The sequence below is a fragment of the Campylobacter concisus genome (genome assembly GCA_002092835.1).
Taxonomy (GTDB): domain Bacteria; phylum Campylobacterota; class Campylobacteria; order Campylobacterales; family Campylobacteraceae; genus Campylobacter_A; species Campylobacter_A concisus_K.
In genome coordinates, this window is sequence record LVWL01000021.1 from 1 (window position 1) to 22,118 (window position 22,118).

Consider the following 22,118-nt stretch of genomic DNA (forward strand, 5'->3'; position numbering starts at 1 on the left):
CCACTTTCTCGAACGGCAATTAGTAAATTTAGCACCTCAAAACAGCTTCGATATTCTCTAAAAAGCGTGAAAATATCTGTTTTCAAATCTTTTGAACCAAGCAAAGAATTTAAAGCATTAAGTTTGATAGCGACCTTCGCAAGGTTCTTAGAACATTTTTCAAAATCACAAAAGTAGCCAAGTGTAGCATTTGTCTCTTTTAAACTTGCCATAAATTCATCAAAAGGAGTTATATTATTCATTTTTTACCTTGATCTTTTGGCTTACTTGTGGACAAGATTTAAATTTCACCTCAGTAAAATCATCAGCTCCAAGCACGATCTCGCTCTTTTCATAAGCCTTTTTGGCGATCTTACATGCCTCATGCTGATCTTTTGCTTTAAACTTTATTTTTTTACTTAAAATTTCAGTTATCTCAACTTCAAATTCACTCATTAAATCCCCATTTTTATAAATGCTTGCTCACTCTCTCTTTCAAGCTGCCTTGATATATCTTCGTAACTAGCAAATTTTACCTTTTGAGCTATCTGCTCGTAGATGCTAGCTCTCAAAACGCTTTCATACTCTCTTTCCCTCTTTTTGTCTGCGACTATAAACATCCTAGCATTAAAGTCTTGAAGCTCAAAAAATTTATTTAGTGAATTTTTAAAGTCTGTACTATGTTCAACTTCGTAAAACGAGTTTGGCAAATTTCTTTCGTTAAACCATATTGCATCTATTGTTTTTGCTCTTTTAACGATATCTTCATAACTAAATTTATATATCTCACTCAAGCTCGCAAGCTCGCAAAGTTTCTTATCTGATTTATAAATTTTGTTCTTATCTTGAGCTGGGATGAATGTTTGAAAATGTCTTAAATTTCCTATCTCAACGATAACGCCTTGAAAATAAGAATGTGTAAATTTCTCATTTTGCTCACTCTTACTATCGCCTGTTTTGGCTAAATTTTTATCTCTGAACTCACAAAGCCCCCAAAGTCCGGCTCTGATCTTATAAAATTCTTTATTGGTCTGTACTATCCGTCTTATGCTAGCAAATGGAGTTTTACTACCCCAAGTGCTAACATCAGTTTTATGATAAAGATCAAAAAGCGTTGCCATGCCACCAAGGCTAGCTAACGCTTCTACTACGCACTCTTTTTGGTTCATTTCTCGCTTAGATACTCTTGCAAGCTTTTTACTTCAAGTGCTTTGCCTGTTTGTACCGAGCTTAGCGACTTAGCGGCTGCAAGTGCTGCGCGGATCGTTGTAAAGTAAGGAATTTTAAATCTAAGCACGTTTTGACGGATCTTTTTGCCATCATCCACGCTTGATTTTGTATCGCTTGTATTTATAACAAGTGCGATATCGCCGTTTTTGAGCCTATCTTCGACGTTTGGTCTGCCCTCGCTTATCTTATAGACAAACTCGGCCTCCACACCAGCCTCGCTTAAAATTTTATGTGTACCACCAGTTGCTATGATGCTAAAGCCAAGCGCTATTAGCTCTCTTGCAAAGTCTGGCGCGTAAGATTTATCAGCGTCAGCTAGCGTTAAAAAGACCCTACCCTTGCTTGGTAAAGTGTTGCTAGCAGCGATCTGACTCTTTGCAAATGAGCTTGCAAAGTCGTGGCTAATACCCATGACCTCGCCAGTGCTTTTCATCTCAGGGCCAAGGATGAGATCGGCGCCACTTAGCTTGTTAAATGGCAATACACACTCTTTTACACAAATATGCGAGCTAACGCGTGGTTTTAGGATGTCGCCGTCCTCATAAACAACTTTGTAATCATCATAAAATTTAAGCGCCTCACGTAAATTTCCCTGCCACATGACTCTTGTTGCCACCTTTGCCATAGGCACGCCAGTGGCCTTACTCACAAACGGCACGGTCCTGCTCGCGCGAGGATTTACCTCGATCATATAAAGCTCGTTTTCATAGATGGCAAACTGGATATTCATAAGGCCAATGACGCCTAAATTTAGTGCGATATCTCTGGTTTGCTTCTCTACCTTTTTTATCATTTCTTCGCTTAAACTCATCGGTGGCAGTATGCAAGCCGAGTCGCCAGAGTGAATTCCAGCCTCCTCGATGTGCTCCATTATAGCACCTATATAGACCTCTTTGCCGTCACATATCGCATCTACGTCGAGCTCTTTTGCATCTTGTAAAAATTTATCAAGTAGCACTGGCGAGTGGTTACTAACCTTTACCGCTTCACTCATATACTCTTTTAGCTCGCTCTCGTTGTGTACCCTTCTCATCGCCCTACCGCCAAGGACGTAGCTTGGGCGAACAAGCACTGGATAGCCAATAGTTGCGGCCTTTTGTAAGGCTTCCTCTAAGCTAGTGGCGGTGTCATTTTTAGGCTGAAGAACGCCTATTTTATTTATAAATTCGCTAAACTTCTTTCTATCTTCGGCCACATCGATCACTCTTGCAGTTGTTCCGATGATCTTAGCACCGATCACGCTTAGGCGTTTTGCAAATTTAAGTGGAGTTTGGCCGCCAAAATGCACGATCACCCCGTCTGGCTTTTCGCGCTCGATGACTGCTCTAACATGCTCAAAATCGATCGGCTCAAAATATAAAATATCGCTCGTGTCGTAGTCGGTTGAGACGGTTTCTGGGTTGCAGTTGTACATTATCGTTTTTATGCCAAGGTCTCTTAAAGCGTAGCTTGCATGCACGCAGCAGTAGTCAAACTCTATGCCCTGGCCGATCCTGTTTGGACCGCCACCTATTATCATCACCTTTTTAGCCTCTTTTGCTAGCTCTTTTTTAGGAAATTTAGTGATATTTGTGGTTGAGTAAAGATACGGCGTTAGCGCCTTAAATTCGCCTGCACAAGTATCGACCTCGTTATATTCAAGCTCGATGCCAAGCTTTTGCCTAGCAAAATAGATATCATTTTGGCTAAGCTCAAGATCGTCTTTTTCATTTATAAGCACGGCTATCATCTTGTCTGAAAAGCCCATGCTTTTGGCCTCTCGAAGTAGCTCTTCGTTGTTTAAGATATCCATATCGATCTTATCTTCAAATTTAACTATCTCGTAAATTTGCTCTAAAAACCAAGGATCGATTTTGCTAAACTCATACACCTCAGCCACGCTAAATCCATCTCTAAAGGCTTGTGCTAGATATAAAATTCTTCTCTCATTTGCATTTCTGATGCCATAAATCAAAGCGTTTTTCTCTAGGCTAAGGCTGCTAAATCCGCAAAGATCGCGCTCTAGGCTACAAAGCGCCTTTTGAATACTCTCTTTAAACGTCCTGCCTATCGCCATGACCTCGCCAACTGACTTCATCGCAGTGCCTAGATATGGGTTTGATCCTGGGAATTTCTCAAATGTAAAACGTGGAATTTTTGTCACGATGTAGTCGATCACCGGCTCAAAGCTAGCAGGCGTACCTGTGATGTCGTTTTTAATCTCATCTAGACTAAAACCAACTGCAAGCAGTGTCGCGACTTTTGCGATAGGATAACCAGTAGCCTTACTTGCAAGGGCTGAGCTTCGACTAACACGTGGGTTCATCTCGATAACGATCATGCGGCCACTTTTTGGGTCTATGGCAAACTGCACGTTGCTGCCGCCAGTATCAACGCCGATCTCGCGAAGTATGGCAAAGCTAGCGTCACGCATAGCTTGATACTCTTTATCTGTGAGTGTGAGTGCTGGTGCGACCGTGATACTATCGCCTGTATGCACGCCCATTGGGTCGAAATTTTCGATTGAGCAGACGATGATACAGTTGTCATTTCTATCTCTAATGACCTCCATCTCGTACTCTTTCCAGCCAAGCAAGCTCTCTTCTATCAAAATTTCATGTATCGGGCTTGCGTCAAGGCCAGTATTGGCTAGCTCTTTAAACTCGTCCATATTGTAAGCCACGCCACTTCCTGCGCCACCGAGCGTATAGCTAGCTCTTATGATGAGCGGAAAGCCTATTTCGTTTGCCGCATTTAGCGCATCATCCATATTGTAAGCATATCTACTCTCAGGCAGGTCCATGCCGATCTTTTGCATGGTCGCTTTAAAAATTTGTCTATCTTCGCCTTTTTTTATCGCTTCTGGGTTTGCACCAAGAAATTTGACATCCTTTAAAAGTCCGCTCTCAAAGACCTCCATAGCGGCATTTAGCGCTACTTGTCCGCCCATCGTTGGCAAGATGGCATCAATATTTTCTTTTTCGATAATCTTTAAAATGCTATCTTTTGTGATCGGCTCTATATACGTTGCGTCGGCGAAATTTGGGTCAGTCATGATGGTGGCTGGGTTTGAGTTGATAAGCACTACGCGGTATCCAAGCTCTTTTAGCGTCTTGGCTGCTTGTGTGCCTGAGTAGTCAAATTCGCAGGCTTGACCGATGACGATAGGGCCTGAGCCGATTAGCAAAATGGTATTTATGTCTGTTCTTTTTGGCATCATTTTTCCTTTGTTACAACGTATAGATAGTTTGGTATGTTTAGCTTTGCATAGGGCTCAACTATCACACTTTGATAGGAGCTCTCTTTTAAAATTTTACTCACGCGCCCTACTGGCACCCCACTAAAAAATATCCCGTCAAGCCCGCTCGTAAAGACCTCGTCGCCCTCTTTTGGGCTGAGCCATTGTGGGATAAATTTCACCATTATTTGGCCTTGATTTCCATGTGCGACGCCTGGAATTTTGTCATTTCCTATATAAACTGCAAATATACTTTTTGGGTCATTTTGCAAGTAAGCTAGTGGCTTACCATCTTTTGCAATGACGATACCAGCGCTATTTCCTTGATAGATAAGCCCGTAAATTTTATTTGGGTCATATCCTTCAAACTCACTTATCCAAATTTTATTATAATCCCCAATATGCACGTAGCTAAGCCCTTTTACAAGCTTTACAGCTGGGGCATAGGCAGTTGAGTTTTTATCTTTTAAAATTTGATTTAGCTCGTTCGCAAAAGTAGAAAGAAGCGTGGCTGAGCGCTCTAGCTCTTCATTTTGCGCTCTTAGTTTTTCTATCTCACTAGCCTGCCTAAAATACTCGTTTATATAGTCTTTCACGCTTTTAGCAAAATTGTCGTATGAATTTGTAGCATAGTTACTAAACCCGATAGAAAGATTACTTAAAATTTCTCCCTTGAAAACTGAGGCCGTAGCAAGCAATGCTATAAAAACAAAAAGAACAATCTTACTCTTCATTTGTCAGCTGTTGTAAAAGCCCAATCTCTTCAAGTGCCTTGCCCGTTCCTCTAGCAACCGCGAGAAGTGGCTCATCTGCCACAAAAACTGGAAGTTTAACGATATCAGATAAAAATTTATCAAGTCCCCTAATAAGAGCACCGCCGCCAGTTAGCACGATACCAGTCTCCACGATATCGCCAGCAAGATCAGGTGGCATCATTTCAAGTACAGTTTTAAGCGCATCTGCAATCTCTTTTAGTGGCTCTCTCATCGCCTCTCTCACATCTTCGCTAGTTAGCTCAACTCTACTTAAAAGACCACTTACCTGGTCGCGACCTTTTACCACTACGCTTAGCTCTTTTTCAAGCTGCACGGCAGAACCTACGGCAATCTTTATCTCCTCGCCAGTTCGCTCGCCTATTAGTAGGTTATATTTCTCTTTTATGTAATTAACAATGCTAATATCAATCTTATCGCCAGCTGTGCGGATTGATTTTGAGATGACTAGACCACCAAGCGAGACAACACCTATCTCAGTCGTACCACCACCGATATCAACTACTAGGTTACCTTGTGGCTCACGAACTGGTAAATTTGCGCCAATCGCTGCTGCCATAGGCTCTTCTATCAAAAATACCTCTCTTGCACCAGCACTTAAGGCACTTTCTCTAACGGCCTTTCTTTCAACCTGAGTTAGTCCATAAGGAACCGAGATGATGATTCTTGGGCGTAAAAAGCTTTTTCTTTTATGAGTCTTTTCTATAAAATAGCGTATCATACGCTCAGTCATATCAAAATCCGCAATAACACCATCTCTCATCGGCCTTATCGCCTCAATATCGCCTGGAGTTTTTCCTACCATCTCTTTTGCAGCATGTCCGACTGCTAAAATTTTTTGCTTGCCATATTTTTCACGCCTTACTGCAACAACAGAAGGCTCGTTTATTATTATGCCTTTATCTTTTACCAAAACAAGTGTATTTGCCGTACCTAGATCTATGCCCATATCACTTGAGAAAAAACCTATAACCTGATCTAAAAACATCTATTTCCTTTACGCTATTTTCTTATCGTGCTTTATTAAAATTGGCTTTGCCTTATCTTTTACAGTCTCTTTTGAGATAACAATATCATACTCTTTTAACTCTGGTAGCTCATACATTATGTCTGTCATAAGCTCTTCCATTATACTTCTAAGCCCTCTGGCTCCAGTCTTTCGCTCGATAGCCAGACTTGCTATCTCTTCAAGTGCCTCATCATCAAATTTAAGTGTAGCACCGTCAATCGCACAAAGCTTTTGGTATTGTTTTAATATCGCATTTTTTGGCTCAGTTAAAATTTTTACCATATCTTCTTTTGTTATCTCGTTTAAAGTAGCCACCACGTGAAGTCTGCCAATGAGCTCTGGGATGAGGCCATATCTTACAAGATCGTCTGGCTCAAGTTGGCTTAGTAAATTTTCTTTTTCGTTTTTACCACGTTTTTCTTGGTTAAATCCGAGTACGTTTTTACCAACTCTTCTCTCGATAATATCAAGAAGTCCGTCAAATGCACCACCGCAAACAAATAAAATATTTGTCGTATCTATCTGGATGAAGTCTTGGTTTGGATGTTTTCTGCCACCTTTTGGTGGGATGTTTACGACGCTACCTTCGATGATCTTTAAAAGCGCTTGTTGTACGCCCTCACCTGAGACATCTCTTGTGATACTTCTATTTTCACTCATTCTAGCGATCTTATCGATCTCATCGACAAAGACAATACCTTGCTCCGCCTTTTTAACATCGCCATTTGCAGCTTGTAAAAGCCTAGTAAGGATATTTTCAACGTCCTCACCGACATATCCAGCCTCAGTTAGGCTTGTGGCATCACAAATTGCGATAGGCACATCTAAAAATCTCGCTAAAGTTTGAGCCATCAACGTCTTGCCGCTTCCAGTTGGGCCAACAAGCAAGATGTTTGATTTTGAAATTTCAGTATCGTCTTTGATGTCACTTTGTTTAAAAATTCTCTTATAGTGGTTATATACGCCGACACTAAAGACCTTTTTAGCCCTGTCTTGACCGATCACGTAGTTATCAAGTACCGCTTTTAACTCCTTTGGTGTGAGCTTTTGATACTCTATCGTTTCGCCGTTTTTACTCTCTTCTACGCTAGTATCTCCATGTATCATATCGTATGCAGCAGCGATACAATACTCGCATATATAGGCATTTCCTTCGATATCAGCGAGTAATCTTCTCTCGGCAGACTCTGCCTCTCCACAAAAATTACACTTTCTAGCCATTAATCTCTTCCTTTTGCAAGCGGAATTCCTCTTGTCGTTTCTAATATAAATTTACACATTTTTTTTACGTTTTCATCGCTGGTTTTTGCTATTAGCTCGTTTGCTTGATCTTTTAGGCTAATGCCTTGATTAAACAAAAATTTATAAGCGCGAACTAGCTCCTCAACTTGCTCTTTATCAAATCTGCGTCTAATGCCAACCAAATTTAAGCTTCTTATATAAGCCCTGTTGCCCTCAGCTAGGCAAAATGGCACTACATCTTGGCTAAGCGCGCTTGCACCTGCGATCATGCAGCTTTCCCCTACTCTAACAAACTGATGAATAGGCGTAAGACCGCCCACAACAGCATAATCACCAAGCTCGACGTGGCCTGCTAGAGTTGCGTTATTTGCCAAAATGACGTTGTTGCCTATTATGCAGTCGTGTGCGATGTGAGAGTAGGCCATGATAAAGGCATTATCACCGATCCTTGTTATACCATCGCCTTTGTGCGTGCCTGAGTTTATTGTGCAAAACTCACGTATAGTTGCGTGCTCACCGATAATGACACCGGTATCGACCTCATCTTTATAACTGATATCTTGTGGGATATCGCCCACGATCGCGTAGCTAAATACACGAGAGTTGTCGCCGATCTTAGTCTTGCCAAGCACCCTTGCGCCTTGCTTTATCGTGACGTTATTACCAAGGACTGCATCTTTGCTAACAAATGCGTAAGCCTCGATGTTTGCGTCATCTCCGATTATCGCTCCATCTTCTATTACAGCTGTTTTGTGGATGTTTTTCATTGTTTCTCTTTTTCTTAAGCAAAAGCCTATTTATCGACTATCATCGCTTTTAGTTCAGCCTCGGCGCATAGCACATCATCAACATATGCTTTGCCCTCGAGCACCCAGATATTTCCTTTGTGTTTTAGCACATTTAGTCTATACTCTAGCCTATCTCCAGGACGGACTGGATGGCGAAATTTTGCTCCGTCTATGCTCATAAAATAGACTACTTTATTCTCGATACCAGCTTGATGCTCATCACTCATGCTCTTAAAAGCTAGCACGCCGCCAGCTTGTGCCATGCCTTCGATTATCATAACGCCAGGATATATCGGATGGCCCGGGAAGTGTCCCTGAAATATCGGCTCGCCAATGGTTACATTTTTATAAGCCACGATATTCTTAGCTGGCTCTAGCTTAACAACTCTATCTATAAGTAAAAATGGAAATCTATGTGGGAGAATTTTTTGAATTTCTACGACGTCTATCACGTTTTAGCCTTAGTAATGTAAATTTGTGGCGATTGTAACAAATTTATACTAAGAAAAAAATTATTAGCCTCTTTTAAAAATCTCTGAAATTTAGCTTTGATTAATTTAAATTTAGTGCTCTAAAACCAAAATTTCTTCGCTGTCGTTGTAAAAAAGAGCCTTTGCGTAAATTTCGTAGCTGCCCTTTTTGACCTCGTCTAAGATGATGATAGGATTTTGCGAAAACTCCCCGCTTATATCACGGCGAAATTTCATCTCAGCGCCAAGCTTAAGTGGCATTTTGCAAAGCTCATCAACGCTTTTAAATTTGCTATTTGTAAATTTATTAAAGCGCTCTATGCTCATAAATATCGCGCCCTCTTTTAGCTCATCGTCCATTTCGCAGTCACGCTCCACATTAAGCTTTAAATTCTCTCTTTTAAAGCCAGAGTAGAGCAGAAAGTAGCTTGGCACCACAACTCCATTAAATTTAACACTAGCGCGCAAAAGTCTGTAGTTTAAAAATCGCCTCCTAAAAAGGTGAAATTTCTCCCCCTTTGCCTCGCACTCGCGCACCTTTTTGTAAAGCTCAAGTCTTGCCTCTATGCTACCATAAAGAGCCCTTGCGTGAACCTCACTCATCAGCTCACTTTGAGGCAAATTTTGCGAGTCTCGCTGTTTTTTTAGCGCAAAGACGCAGCCGCAGTAGTTTTGGTGGTAGAGCTTGTCTTTTTTAGCGAGGATAAACTGCTCGCTTGTTCCACCATTTTTTCTATAATCAACTGCAACAGCCTCCAAATTTGAGCCAGCCACCGCCTCATCAAGCGCCTTTTTAAGCTGAGAAAAGTCCTTTTTTGGACTCATCAAGAGTGTCGTTGTGATCTTACTAAGACCTAGTTTGAGCGCTTTTTTGGCAGAGTCTGCCATACGAAAATCAAAGCAGTATTCGCACCTTTTGCCCTTTTCTGGCTCATCTTCAAGTCCTTTTGTGCCACCAAGCCACGCTTCATAATCGTATTCACCACATAAAAGCTTGATGCCTAGCTTCTCGCAGCTTCGCTTCACGTCCTCAAAACGCAGTAGAAATTCGCTATATGGATGTATGTTTGGATCATAAAAATAGCCTACTATTCGCTCGTTTGGGAAGTCTTTTCGTAGGCGCTGTAAAAAGTAGTGGCTATCGACCGAGCAGCAGATATGAACTAGCAAATTTGACCTTTTTTGCTTGCATTATATCAAAGTTTGCCCTCATAAAATTTAGCCGCGTCAAGGTATTTTTTAAGGACATTTTGGCTTGCAAGATCATCAAATTTACCAAAAGCCACTTGCTTGCCAGATTCTATGATTAGCACCTTTTGCGCTATCTTCATCGCACTTAAAATATCGTGTGTGATAAAGATGATACTAATATTTTCATCCAAGTTTAAAAGCAAATTTATGATCTTTTGCTTCGTTTCATTGTCAAGTCCGCTTGTTATCTCGTCGCAGATTAAGATCTTTGGTTTTGAAAGAAGCGCTAGCAATATCCCAACCCTCGTCGCCTCACCGCCACTTAGCTGAGATGGGTATTTTTCTAAAATTTCATCTTTTAAATTTAGATTTGCTAGAAGCTCTTTAAGCTCATTTTTGCTAAAGCTAAGCTTAAGATACGACCTCACGTGAGCGATGGCTGTTTTTACTTTTAGCGCTGGATTTAGGGCTTGTTTTTGGTTTTGCAAGATATATCTGATATCTTTTTTGAGCTCATTTTTGTCCGTGATCTCTTCACTGTTTATATAAATTTTACCCCCACTTTTTGGCTCGCTAAATGATATGAGCTTTGCAAGCGTGCTTTTACCACTGCCACTTTGACCCAAAATGGCTAAATTTTCGCCATCATCAAGCTCGAAATTTATCTCATCTAAAAGGTGCAAAATTTCAGCCTTAGCGTTAAAATGCTCCTTAAAACTTAAACTTTTTGAGACGTTTTTGAGCCTTATTTTCACGCATTTTCCTTTAAATTTAGCCGCCCATCTCTCATCTGCCAAATCTCATCACTAAGATAGTTCGTCAGCGCCTCATCGTGCGAGATAAATATGACGCTCATCTTGTCCTTTAGGCTCTCTAAGATGCCCGCCACGTGGCTACCGCTAATGCTATCAAGCCCACTTGTTATCTCATCGCAGATTAAAATTTTTGGTTTTAAACAAAGCGCAAGAGCGATCTGTACGCGGCTAGCCTCACCGCCACTTAGTTCATATGAGTATTTGTGCCAGATGAGATTTGCGTTATTTAGACCAAACTCCTTAAAGTAGCTAAATGCAAGCTCTTTATTCGCCTTATTATCGCCATTTAGATAAGCGTTAAAGTGATCGCCCACGTTTAAGAGTGGATGAAGGCTTGCAACTGAGTTTTGAAAAACAAGCGCGGCGACCTTTTTTCGGTGCTCTTTTAGCTCATTTTGGCTAAGTTTTAAGATATCTTTTTTATAAATGCTAAATTTATCCGCCCTCACCCTAAATTCATCATCAAAAAGCCTTATTAGGCTCTTTGCAAAGAGCGATTTGCCGCTGCCACTTGCACCAGTGATACCTATAAATTTACCCTCACTCATACCAAAATCAAGCTCTCGCAAAAGCTTTTTGTCCTTATAAAAAACGTTTAAATTTTTAATCTCTATCATATTTTTATATTGCCATTTTTTGAATTTGAGGTGATGATCGATGTTGCTAGGATAAGCAAAAAGAGCGTCACGCCAGGGAAAAGCACCATCCACCAAGAGCCCAAAAAAAGTGCCTCTTTGCTCTCATTTAGCATGATGCCAAGGCTTATCTTGTTTGCGTCGCTACCCACGCCAAAAAAGCCAAGTGTGGCCTCCATGACAACCGCGTTTATAGCGTTTATGCCAAAGATGCTAACTATTAGATGCTTTAAATTTGGCAAAATTTCAAAGCAGATCAGGCTAAATTTGCTAGCGCCATTTATAACAGCTTGCTCGGCGTAGTCGCACTTTTTATTAAGTCTTAAATTTTGCATAAAGACCTTTGCGCCCTGCATAAAGGAGCAAATGGCGATGATAAAAGATGTTATCAAAAGATCTCCACTACTAAATGAGCTAAAAAGCATGATAAAAACGATGTTTGGTATGCTTAAAAAGGCATCAAGCCCCTTATCAAAAAGGCTCTCGCAAACCCTGCTCTTGCTCGTGCCAAAATATGCGTAGATGAGCGAAAAAAGCGTCGTTAAAAAGCCAGCTAGCAGCAAAACAAGAAGCGAGTTTTTAAGCGCGTAGGCAACTCTTATGAGATTGTCCCTGCCTAGTATGTCCGTGCCAAAGATGTGTTCGCCGTTTGGAGCTAAATTTACCGCCATAAAGTCAGTGAAATTTGGCTCAAATTTAGAAAAAAATGGCGTCACAAAGGCAAATGTGACAAGAGCTAAAAATACAAAACAGGCTAGGAAAAATATGACTTTTCTCATAAATTTCTCTTATCTGCCAAGATAGCGAAAATTTTAGCTAGCAAATTTGCCAAAACGACAAAAACAGCTGTTAGCAAAATGGTCGAAAGTGCGACTGGATAGTCTTTGGCGATCACCGCATCAAGGCTAAGCTTACCAATGCCTGGAAATGAAAAAATACTCTCAATGACGTATGAGCCAGCAAAAACGCCAGCCACAAGGGTGGCAAAATAATAGACTATATCGGTGCTTGCATGCTTTATAGCAAAGAGATAAATTTTGCCGCGTCCCAAACCTCTAGCGTGAGCCGTTTGGATGAAGTCGGCGTTTAGGCTTTGATTTAACGTGTCTCTTACAAATTTCACGTTTGCGCCAAGGTGTGGCAAGATGATGGCAAGCGTTGGCAAGATGATAAATTTCATCCCAACTCCGCTAGATCCTAGCTCGTTTGCCCCAGAGCTTGGTAGCACGTTTAGATAGACGCTAAAGATCGCTATTAGCACAAGTGCGATGTAAAAATGCGGCAATGAAGCTAGTAAAAACGAGCTAAAATTTATAAAGATATCGGCAAATTTATTCTTATAAATGGCGCTTAAAAGCCCCAAGAGAAAGGACAAAAGAGCTATCAGAAAAAACGAGTTTACAAATAAAATGAGCGAGTTTAAAAGCCGCTCTTTAATTAGCAGCGACACGCTTGCCCCACTTACAAAACTAGTGCCAAAGTCGCCCGTAACAAAGTGAGCCAGCCACCTAAAATACTGCACGAAAAAGCCATCTTTTAGCCCCAAATTTTCTAAAATTTGCTCTTTTACAGCCACGCTCACCGCCTCACTTCGCAAAAACATCGCATCAGTGACGTTTCCTGGCAAAAAATATATGAGCAAAAATAGAAAAAATGAGATAAAAAACAGCAACCCAAGGCTTGAGATCGCTGTTTTTAAAATAGCTCTAAACAAAGTTTTTATCCACTATTTTACTTGCCACTCTCTTATGTTCCATAAAAATCCAGCCCCATGGTGGCCTAAAATTTGCGTCTTTATGCCTGAAATTTTGTTGTTAAAAACGAGCGGGTAGTCAAGATAGGCTATAAAAATGTAAGGTGGATTTTCAAAAAGCGCTTTTAGAAATTCTTTGTAGTATTTTTTCCTAAGCTCCAAGTCCTTTGTATATCTTGCGTTTTTCAAGGCAAGATCGACGTTTGCGTCCTTGTAGTGGCTAAAATTCCAGCCATTTTCATTGACATCGATGTCGGCAAATCCGCCAAAAATTCTATATGTGTGAAAGTCTGGATCAAATGGGCTTCCCCAGCCGATCACGAAGCTATCAACCTTGCTTATGCTAAAGGCCGTTCTTGGCTTTGCGTAGGCTTTGGCTCTTACGCCAAATTTCTCAAACTCGCTGCTTAAAATTTTGGCTAGATTGACCCTTAAGATATCGTTATTAAAGGCGTAGATGTCAAAGCCAAGCTCCTTGCCGTCCTTTTCAAAAAAGCCAGCCTTGTTTTTCTTAAAGCCGCTCTTTTCAAGTAGCTCTTTGGCCTTTTGCGGATCGTAGCTAAATTTAAACTCACCGTCATTTGCAAAGCTTTTTTCTATCGGATTATTCGCTACGCTTGCATATCCGTGAAATAAATTTTTAACTATCTCATCTTTATTTACCGCGTAGTTTAGGGCGATTCTTACATTTTTATCTTGAAAAAGAGGATCATTAAAGTTAAACATCAAAGCTCTATAGTCCGCACTTTTAAACTTAAGTAGGCTAAGCTTTTTATCATCTTTTATGAAATTTACACCAGTTGGAGAAATAAGCGCAACGTCGATCTCACCACTTTTAAGCCCAACGAGCCTTAAATTTTCATCACCAACAATTTTAAAAAATACCCTTTTTATCTTTGGCTCGCCATTGTAAAATTTCTCATTTGCCGCAAATTCCAAGCTCTCATCTTTTTTCCATTTTACTAGCTTGTATGCGCCAGTTCCTACTGGAGCCTCGTTAAATTTATCGGTTGAGATATCTTTGCCTTTTAAAATGTGCTCAGGCAAAACGCCAAAGCTAAGCGCGTCAAGAAATGGCGGAAACGGCTCATTAAGCGTAATCTTTACTTTATAATCCCCTAAAATTTCAACGCTTTTTACGACTTCATAATTTGAGATAGCAGGCGCATTTAGCTTCTTATCTTGAGCTGCTTCAATGGTAAATTTAACGTCCTTTGCGCTAAATTTCACTCCGTCATGCCAAAAGGCATCATCTCTTAGCTCAAAAACATACTCCAACTCATCGTTGCTTACTTGCCAAGACTTTGCAAGCTCAGGCACGACGTGGCTATTTTCATCGTGGCTCGTAAGCCCCGAAAAAACGAGTGAAAGCGTAGGATCGTGATCCTCGTCGTAAAGTGGATTTATACGAGGTGTTTGCTCCTCGATAGCGACCACGACTTTACTCTCATTTGCGTAAAGATAGGTGCTAAACAACAAGAAAAATACGAATAAAAATTTCTTCACCACTGCATCCTTTGTTTAAAAAGTATTTGTGAAATGGTAATACGAATTTTATAAAAGTATTATTAACTAAAATGTAAATTGAAACGTCTAAAAATTTAGAAATTTCTAACTAGAATTTAACCTTATTTAAAGTAAAATCAAAGTTTATTTTAGATCACTTCAAGGTAAAAATTTAAATGAATAAAAATAAAAAAATAGCCCTAATTTCAGGCATAAGTTTAGTTTCACTTTTACTTATTTACACGCTTCTTGGCTTTTTTGGTGTACCTTATGCTATCAAAAATGTTGCTCCAAAGTATCTAAAAGACTACAATGCAACACTTTTTGTGAAAGAGGCTAAATTTAATCCATTTACTTTTGAGCTAAACGCTACAAATGCCGAGCTAAACACCACTTCACCACTTTTTAGCACAAAGCAAGTCGATGTCAAGCTAAAGCCATTTTCTATCTTCAAAAAGCTCATAGAAATTGATATTTTTAGGCTTGATGAGCCAAGCGTAAAGATCGCAAGAACTAAGGATGCGATATTTAACTTTAACAACTTCATAGGTGAAGATAATGCAAGCAATGAGGACAACAGTACAAGCTCGATAAATTTCGCCCTAAATAGTGCCAAGATCATCAAAGGCTCATTTTCGTATAGCGACCAAAATCTTACAAAGCCATTTAATGTAAGTTTTGATGATATAAACTACGAGTTAAACTCGCTAAATACAAAAAAGAATAGTGCTGGCAATCATATCTTTGACTCAAACTCAAGCCTTGCAAACAAGATCGATTTAAAAGGCGATATCAGACTAAATCCACTAAACATAAATGGTAGTGTAGTCATTAAGGACTTTAGCATCAAGCCAGTTGCGATAAGTTTCATCGATAACGATACACTAAACCTTAAAAATGCAGTTATAAATTTAGGCATCAAGTACGATATAAACTCCGATGAAAACGCTACAAAGATAAATTTAAAGGATAGTTTTTTAAATATAAAATCACTAAATTTAAACGAGGGCGAAAACGAGATAAGCCTTGGCGAGCTTGATCTACCAAAATTTGATCTAGATAGCAAAATAGCTCAAAAAACAGACGCTGCCATAAATTTAAGCGCTATAAATTTAAACGATATCGCCTTTAAAAGTGCGGTATCAGCGAACTTAAAAGCGCTAAATTTAAAAGACATCTCACTTCTTGCAAATTTAAATGAAAAGAGCGAACTAGATGCTAAAGCGGAGCTAAAAAATATAAGCGCAAGCATCCTAAAAGTAGATGAGGCTAGTAAAATTTTAGCTACACTAAAAGATCTCAATGCTTCAAATTTAAAGGCGAGCTTACTAAATGAAAAAATCACTTTAAACCTTGAAAAAACCGCGCTTAGTGGCATAAATGCACCACTTAGCAAGGATGCGACCACAAACGTAACAAACATACAAATTTTAGGCACAAGTTTTACACAAGATAGCAACAAAAGCGAGGCTAGTGTTAATGAGCTCAATGTAAATGGCATAAACTTAAAAGCTAAAAACAAAGAAATTTTAAACGTAACGGAAGTCATTGCCAAGAGCATAGGCTTTGATATTTTAAAAATGGCTCTAAATACTGCTAGCATCGATGTAAATAAGCCCAAATTTACTTCTGAACTAAGCAACAACGGTCTAAACGCTATAAACGAATTAGGACTTGGAGAAGAAAAACCAACAAAAACAGCTAAAAAACCTGCCAAAAATGAGAAAAAAGCTGAAAGTAAAGCTGCTTCAAAAAGCAAAAATAGCGAGTTTAAATTTGATATAAAAAATATCAATGTAAATAACGCCAATATCGCTTTGACACACCTTTTTGAGGGCGAGAAGATCGCTCATAAATTTGATAATCTATTTATAAAAGTTGCAAATTTAAGTAGTGATTTTAGTAGGCCATTTGACACAAAAGTGGATATGAAAAGCTCACAAAAGCTAAACCTCAATGTAGACTCAAAGATCAAGATCGAGCCACTTGACGTAAATGCAAAAATCAAACTAAATGATACAAATTTGCCAAAATATTTTGCCTACGCAAAGCCATTTTTAGAGGCAGATCTTTCAAGTGGAGAGATGAGTGCAAACGCCGAGCTTCACTATGCAAAAGATATAAAAGCGGATGCAAAGCTTAGCGTAAAAGATATTAGATTAGATGATAAAAATAAAGAAAAGCTAATCGCATTTAAAAGTTTAGAAGTGGATAAAATTTCACTTTTTAAAGATAATCTTGAAATTACTGGAGTTGCTCTAAATTCGCCATTTATCAAGGCTCATCTAAGCAAAGAGCGCGAATTTAATATAAGCAAAATCCTAAAAGAAGATAAGAGCAAATCCCAAAGTGAGCAAAAAACTGAGAGCAAAAAGGTGGCTAGTAAAAAAGATGACGAGCTAAATTTTAGTATCAAAAATTTCTCACTTAACAACGGCGAAGTTGATTTCTCAGACGCATCTTTATTTATGCCATTTGCCACAAGGATATCAAAACTAAACGGCAAGCTCACTGACATCGACAAAAAGCGTCCAAGCTCTGGGGAATTTCAAGGCGTAGTCGGCAAAAATGGCTTCTCTAAGATTACAGCAAAATTATTTCCATTTGAGATAAAGCAAAATACAGAGATTAAGCTTGACTTTAAGGACATTGACCTAATCAATGTAACACCTTACAGTGGGCAATTCGTAGGCTATAAGATAGAAAAAGGAAAACTAAATTTAAATCTAAAATATAGTATCATCGACTCTAAGCTAGATGGCTCAAATCTTATAAATTTTGACTCTCTCACGCTTGGTGAAAAAGTTGACTCAAAAGATGCTGTAAATTTACCGCTATCCCTTGCCATATCGATACTAAGCGATGAAAATAACCAAATAAACATTGATCTTCCGGTCGAGGGAAATTTAAATGATCCTGACTTTAAATATGGCGGCGTAGTCTGGGCCGCAGTAAAAAAACTCTTTGCCGATATCACGCTAGCACCTTTTAGATTTTTAGGAAATGCTTTGGGACTTGGCGGAAAAGATCTAAGCTCCATTGACTTTCTTGCTGGAAGTAGCGAGCTAATAAGCTCAGAAGCGCCAAAAATAGCTGATTTTATAAAATTAACTACTGCAAAGCCTATGATGAAACTTAGCATCACGCCTACTTACTCCGAAATAGATGTGCTCCACTTTAAAGAAAAAAAGCTTGATCAAAAGATAAATCAAATAATCGCCTCAAGTGGCAAAGATTATATTACCGTACTAAATTCTCTCGTTCCAAACGCTAAAGACAAAAGCGATAAGGCCTTAAGAGAAGAGGCAATAAAAACCATCGAAGTGAATAAGGAAAAGCTAATTGAGCTAGCAAATGAGCGTGCAAATGCAGTAAAAGAAGCACTCATAAAAGCTGGGCTTGAGGCTGGCCGCATAAATATAAACGATGCAACAAGCTCAGAGCCTAAGCAAAATACCTACACAAGCGTGCTTATGGGAGTGGCGAACTAAATTTCATTTATCTCGCTACTTCTTGCGTTGTAAACAAACCAGCTAAGAAGCATAAGCATCATGAATGCGCCAAAAACTAGGCTTGCGTAAAAATATAAGCTAAAGCCTTCGCCTAGTAAATTTGCATTGTGAAGAGCGATCATAACGCCAGCAAGTGAAATTAAATATCCAATTAGCTTGATGATAAAAATTTTTGGATTTAAAAAGATCAGTAAAAGCCCACAAAGCATGACACCAAGGGCTATTTGTAAATTTAAAATATCAGTTTGAGCACTTGAGCCAAATGTCAAAAAACCAAGCAAAAATATGACTAAACCCATCAAAACAGCATAAACTGCCCTGCTTCGTCCAAAGCCGTACATAAAGCAAACAAAGCCTTTGTTATGTTTGTTGTAGTCCATTTTTCGCTCCTATGTAACAAGTTTTTGTATTTTAATGCCAAATTCTTAAATAAAGGCTTTAATCTGAAATTTCACTCATTTTGGCTAATATTTTGTATCTTAAAAAAGGAGCAAAAATGCCTTATGTTAATATCAAAATAGCAGGCCCAGAGCCGACAAAAGAGCAAAAAGATCAAGTTTTTAAAGAGGTGACTGAGACGCTTGTAAGAGTGCTTGGCAAGAAAAAAGAGGCGGTGATGATTTTCATAGAAACTCACGACGCTAGCAACATCGGCGTAGGTGGCGAGAGCGTAGAAGATAAGAGAAAGGGGATAAAATGAGCGAATTTAGCAAAGCAGATATTGAACGAAAAATAACACTTGAGGTTGGCGACAAAGCGCCAGAGTTTGAAGCGCTAAATCAAGACGGTGTAAAGGTCGCACTAAAGGACTTTATAGGCAAAAACGTGGTGCTTTACTTCTACCCAAAGGACAACACTCCAGGCTGCACGACTGAAGCTTGCGAATTTAGCGCAAACTACGATCAGTTTATCAAAAATGACACAGTTATAATCGGCGTTAGCCCAGATAGTGTGAAGTCTCACGTTGGCTTTATCGCAAAGCAAAATTTAAAGCACATTCTATTAAGCGATGAGGATAAAGAAATTTCAAAGCTTTATGGCGTTTGGCAAGTTAAGAAAAACTACGGCAAAGAGTATCTTGGTATCGCAAGAAGCACATTTGTGATCGGCAAAGACGGCAAGATAGTTAAAATTTATAAAAGCGTAAAAGCCAAAGATCATGCCGCAAAAGTGCTAGCCGATCTTGTAAAATAAGGAGCAAAGATGAAGCTTATAAAAATGCTAATTTTAAATGCGTTTTTTGCACTAAATTTATCAGCACTGACTGAAGGCGTGGAGTATCAAACTCTAGTAAAACCGCTTAATGTGCCTAAAAACTCGGTCGTTAAGGTTTTTAGCTACGACTGCACACACTGCTATAAGTTTGATCGCTCGATCACAAAAAAGCTAATGACAAAGCTTGATGGAGTTAAATTTATACCATATCACCTAAGCACTAAAGGCAAGCTTGGTGAGAGTGCGAGTAAGATTTTTGCCGCTCTTATCTCGATAGATGAAGCAAATGGCACAGATCTGCTAAGTGATGAGTCTAAATTTAAGCAAGCTAAATTTGCTATCTATAAAGCTAGACACGATAAAAACGATGATTTTAGCAATGGCAAAGACAAAGAGAAGTTTTTAAATTTAGCCCTCGAAGCAGCTCACGTGAGCAAAGCCGACTACGAAAAAGCACTAAATAGTGACAGAGCAAAAGAGCTTTTAGATACGTGGTTCGCCTCTTATGATGTCGCTAGCATTAGCGGTGTGCCAGCTTTTGTAGTAAGCGGGAAATATCTAATAAACTTAAGTGCGGCTTCATCAATAGATGAGATGGCAAAGATCATACAAGAGCTTTTAGATAAGTAGTTTTGGCGGGTAATATCTGCAAATTTTGGACTTAGAAATGTAAATTTAAAGCAATTTTAGATAAACTCGGATCAAATTTCTAAAAAAGAAAGGTTTAATTATGAATGCTTCAGAATTCATCTGGATGGATGGAAAGTTAGTTAAATGGGACGATGCAAAAGTACACGTTCTAACTCACTCTTTGCACTATGGCAATGCCGTATTTGAGGGCACAAGAGCTTATAAAACCAAAAAAGGTCTAGCTATTTTTAGACTCAAAGACCACACAAAAAGACTTTTAAGATCAGCAAAAATGACCGTTTTAAATGTGCCTTACAGTGAAGAAGAGCTTGAAAAAGCGCAGATCGAACTACTTCGCGCAAATAAATATAACAGCAATGTCTACATCCGCCCACTTATATTTTTAGGATACGGCGTAATGGGCGTAGCTCACACAAAAGCACCAGTGCAAACTGCTATCGCTTCATGGGAGTGGGGTGCTTATCTTGGCGATGAAGGCCTAGAAAAAGGCATTAGAGTTAAAATTTCAAGCTTTGCCAAACTCGCACCTGCTGCTCAAATGAACAGAGCAAAAGCTAGCTCAAACTACCTAAGCTCACAAATGGCAAACTACGAGGCAAAAGAGGCTGGATACGACGAGGCGCTACTTCTTGATAGTGAAGGCTTTGTGGCTGAGGGTCCAGGCGAGTGCTTCTTTATCGTTGAAAATGGCGTTTTAATCACTCCGCCAAACGACAACAGCCTACTTAGCATCACTCAAGATACAGTCATAAGACTTGCTCACGATCTTGACATCGAAGTAAGAAGAGAGCGCATCACAAGAGATCAGGCTTACACAGCTGACGAGGCGTTTTTCACAGGCACAGCAGCTGAAGTAACACCGATAAATAGCATAGATAACCGCATCATTGGTAACGGCGCTAGAGGCGAAGTGACAAAGAGACTACAAAAAGCTTATTTTGACGTAGTTTATGGTCTAAACAAAAAGTATGAATCATTTTTAACATATATTTAAAAATTTAAAGGAACGAAATGCCCGCTGATTTAAACGATTATTTCAATAAAAAAAAGCCAGGTAATGACAACAGAGGCTCTAGTCAAAATAGCGACAAAGAGCCACCTTTCAAAAAGGACTTTAAAATGCCAAATTTACCAAGTGGTTTTGGTAAATTTGGAGCACTTGCCTACATTTTAATTGCAATTATTGCTATTTTTGCTATCACTCAGCCATTTAAAGTGATACACTCAGGCGAAGTTGGCATTAAGTCTACAGCAGGTAAATACGAGCCAAATCCTTTACAACCAGGCTTTCACTTCTTTTTACCTTTTATCCAAGACATCATCATAGTGGATACCAGAGTTAGGATCATAAACTATACTTCTGGTGAGGATATGGGCGAATCAATGCAAAAATCATATCAAGGCGTTGGCGCTGGAATTTTACGTAAAAATTCTATTTCAGTACTTGATGCTAGAAATTTACCAGTTAGCATTGATATTACTGTGCAATACCGTTTAAATCCAGAAAATGCCCCTCAAACTATTGCCTCTTGGGGTCTTAGCTGGGAGAGCAAGATAGTTGATCCTGTCGTTCGTGACGTGGTTCGCAGTATCGCTGGTAAATATACAGCAGAAGAGCTTCCAACAAAAAGAAACGATCTAGCAAGACAAATAGATGATGGCATAAGAAAAGACATCGACTCTCAGCCAAATAAGCCAGTTGAGCTTTTAACAGTGCAACTTCGTGAGATCATCTTGCCTTCAAAGGTAAAAGAGCAAATAGAACGTGTTCAGATCGCAAAACAAGAAGCTGAAAGAACAAAATACGAAGTAGAAAGAGCAAATCAAGAAGCCTTAAAACAAGCCGCACTTGCCGAAGGTACCGCTAAAGCTGCTATTATTGAAGCAAAAGGTAAGGCTGATGCCATTAAAATCGAAGCTGACGCGACTGCTTATGCAAACAAAGAGGTTGCAAAAAGCGTAGATCAAAATCTACTAAATTTAAAGCAGATAGAGACGCAAAACAAATTTAATGAAGCTCTAAAAGAAAACAAAGATGCTAAAATTTTCTTAACACCTGGCGGAGCTGTGCCAAACATCTGGCTAGACACAAAAGATAAAACCAAAGCTAGCTCGGCAAGCGAAAGGTAAAA

At 39.4% G+C, this 22,118-nt stretch carries 21 protein-coding genes and 1 pseudogene; 6 read left to right on the forward strand and 16 right to left on the reverse strand.

Features of this window, described 5'->3' with window-relative positions; all coding sequences use genetic code 11:
• From A3835_07845 to A3835_07915, 15 genes and pseudogenes are all read right to left on the reverse strand, one after another.
• Window positions 1–242, reverse strand: a pseudogene (locus A3835_07845) (restriction endonuclease).
• Window positions 235–435 carry a hypothetical protein gene (locus tag A3835_07850; protein ID ORI06664.1) on the reverse strand — a complete coding sequence of 67 codons (201 nt, stop codon included), beginning with the start codon at window positions 433–435 and terminating at the stop codon, window positions 235–237. Before A3835_07850 ends, A3835_07845 begins: the two are co-directional and overlap by 8 nt.
• The gene (locus A3835_07855) at window positions 435–1,148 is read right to left on the reverse strand and encodes a hypothetical protein (protein ID ORI06665.1); all 714 of its coding nucleotides are present in this window, start codon (window positions 1,146–1,148) and stop codon (window positions 435–437) included. The genes A3835_07850 and A3835_07855 overlap by 1 nt, the downstream gene beginning before the upstream one ends.
• On the reverse strand, window positions 1,145–4,405 hold the full coding sequence (gene carB, locus A3835_07860) for a carbamoyl phosphate synthase large subunit (GenBank protein ORI06666.1): 3,261 nt from the start codon (window positions 4,403–4,405) through the stop codon (window positions 1,145–1,147). Before carB ends, A3835_07855 begins: the two co-directional genes overlap by 4 nt.
• Window positions 4,405–5,160 carry a rod shape-determining protein MreC gene (locus tag A3835_07865; GenBank protein ID ORI06667.1) on the reverse strand — a complete coding sequence of 252 codons (756 nt, stop codon included), beginning with the start codon at window positions 5,158–5,160 and terminating at the stop codon, window positions 4,405–4,407. Before A3835_07865 ends, carB begins: the two co-directional genes overlap by 1 nt.
• On the reverse strand, window positions 5,150–6,187 hold the full coding sequence (locus A3835_07870) for a rod shape-determining protein (protein ORI06668.1): 1,038 nt from the start codon (window positions 6,185–6,187) through the stop codon (window positions 5,150–5,152). The genes A3835_07865 and A3835_07870 overlap by 11 nt, the downstream gene beginning before the upstream one ends.
• 9 nt (window positions 6,188–6,196) lie before the next feature.
• The gene (locus A3835_07875; GenBank protein ID ORI06669.1) at window positions 6,197–7,429 is read right to left on the reverse strand and encodes an ATP-dependent Clp protease ATP-binding subunit ClpX; all 1,233 of its coding nucleotides are present in this window, start codon (window positions 7,427–7,429) and stop codon (window positions 6,197–6,199) included.
• Window positions 7,429–8,217 carry an acyl-[acyl-carrier-protein]--UDP-N-acetylglucosamine O-acyltransferase gene (locus A3835_07880; GenBank protein ID ORI06670.1) on the reverse strand — a complete coding sequence of 263 codons (789 nt, stop codon included), beginning with the start codon at window positions 8,215–8,217 and terminating at the stop codon, window positions 7,429–7,431. Before A3835_07880 ends, A3835_07875 begins: the two co-directional genes overlap by 1 nt.
• Window positions 8,218–8,243: 26 nt before the next feature.
• Window positions 8,244–8,690 carry a 3-hydroxyacyl-[acyl-carrier-protein] dehydratase FabZ gene (locus A3835_07885; GenBank protein ID ORI06671.1) on the reverse strand — a complete coding sequence of 149 codons (447 nt, stop codon included), beginning with the start codon at window positions 8,688–8,690 and terminating at the stop codon, window positions 8,244–8,246.
• A gap of 111 nt (window positions 8,691–8,801) precedes the next feature.
• Window positions 8,802–9,878 carry a diacylglucosamine hydrolase like protein gene (locus A3835_07890; protein ID ORI06672.1) on the reverse strand — a complete coding sequence of 359 codons (1,077 nt, stop codon included), beginning with the start codon at window positions 9,876–9,878 and terminating at the stop codon, window positions 8,802–8,804.
• Between the two features lie 26 nt (window positions 9,879–9,904).
• Window positions 9,905–10,654 (reverse strand): ABC transporter ATP-binding protein, encoded by a 750-nt coding sequence (locus A3835_07895; GenBank protein ORI06673.1) that lies wholly within the window; start codon window positions 10,652–10,654, stop codon window positions 9,905–9,907.
• Window positions 10,651–11,331, reverse strand: coding sequence for a 5-methyltetrahydropteroyltriglutamate--homocysteine methyltransferase (locus A3835_07900; GenBank protein ORI06674.1), 681 nt, complete (start codon window positions 11,329–11,331; stop codon window positions 10,651–10,653). The genes A3835_07895 and A3835_07900 overlap by 4 nt, the downstream gene beginning before the upstream one ends.
• Window positions 11,328–12,128 carry a peptide ABC transporter permease gene (locus tag A3835_07905; GenBank protein ID ORI06675.1) on the reverse strand — a complete coding sequence of 267 codons (801 nt, stop codon included), beginning with the start codon at window positions 12,126–12,128 and terminating at the stop codon, window positions 11,328–11,330. Before A3835_07905 ends, A3835_07900 begins: the two co-directional genes overlap by 4 nt.
• Complete coding sequence (locus tag A3835_07910; GenBank protein ORI06676.1) at window positions 12,125–13,063, reverse strand: dipeptidase; 939 nt, start codon at window positions 13,061–13,063, stop codon at window positions 12,125–12,127. The genes A3835_07905 and A3835_07910 overlap by 4 nt, the downstream gene beginning before the upstream one ends.
• 12 nt (window positions 13,064–13,075) lie before the next feature.
• Window positions 13,076–14,611: a peptide ABC transporter substrate-binding protein gene (locus tag A3835_07915; GenBank protein ID ORI06677.1), complete on the reverse strand. Its 1,536-nt coding sequence runs from the start codon at window positions 14,609–14,611 to the stop codon at window positions 13,076–13,078.
• Between the two features lie 173 nt (window positions 14,612–14,784).
• On the opposite strand from A3835_07915, the gene A3835_07920 reads away from it, so the two are divergent.
• On the forward strand, window positions 14,785–18,099 hold the full coding sequence (locus A3835_07920) for a diaminopimelate epimerase (GenBank protein ID ORI06678.1): 3,315 nt from the start codon (window positions 14,785–14,787) through the stop codon (window positions 18,097–18,099).
• On the opposite strand, the gene A3835_07925 is transcribed toward A3835_07920, so the two are convergent.
• Window positions 18,096–18,500 (reverse strand): 50S ribosomal protein L20, encoded by a 405-nt coding sequence (locus A3835_07925; protein ID ORI06679.1) that lies wholly within the window; start codon window positions 18,498–18,500, stop codon window positions 18,096–18,098. The genes A3835_07920 and A3835_07925 overlap by 4 nt on opposite strands.
• Window positions 18,501–18,616: 116 nt before the next feature.
• Between A3835_07925 and A3835_07930 the strand changes: the two genes are divergently transcribed.
• From A3835_07930 to A3835_07950, 5 genes are all read left to right on the forward strand, one after another.
• A complete protein-coding gene (locus A3835_07930) occupies window positions 18,617–18,820 on the forward strand; it encodes a 4-oxalocrotonate tautomerase (protein ID ORI06680.1) in 204 nt (67 codons plus the stop codon).
• Window positions 18,817–19,314, forward strand: a complete 498-nt coding sequence (locus A3835_07935; GenBank protein ID ORI06681.1) for a peroxiredoxin — start codon at window positions 18,817–18,819, stop codon at window positions 19,312–19,314. The genes A3835_07930 and A3835_07935 overlap by 4 nt, the downstream gene beginning before the upstream one ends.
• A gap of 9 nt (window positions 19,315–19,323) precedes the next feature.
• Window positions 19,324–19,965 carry a thiol:disulfide interchange protein gene (locus tag A3835_07940; protein ID ORI06682.1) on the forward strand — a complete coding sequence of 214 codons (642 nt, stop codon included), beginning with the start codon at window positions 19,324–19,326 and terminating at the stop codon, window positions 19,963–19,965.
• 100 nt (window positions 19,966–20,065) lie between these two features.
• Window positions 20,066–20,980 carry a branched chain amino acid aminotransferase gene (locus A3835_07945; protein ORI06683.1) on the forward strand — a complete coding sequence of 305 codons (915 nt, stop codon included), beginning with the start codon at window positions 20,066–20,068 and terminating at the stop codon, window positions 20,978–20,980.
• 17 nt (window positions 20,981–20,997) lie between these two features.
• The gene (locus A3835_07950; GenBank protein ID ORI06684.1) at window positions 20,998–22,116 is read left to right on the forward strand and encodes a hypothetical protein; all 1,119 of its coding nucleotides are present in this window, start codon (window positions 20,998–21,000) and stop codon (window positions 22,114–22,116) included.
• Window positions 22,117–22,118: the final 2 nt, after the last annotated feature.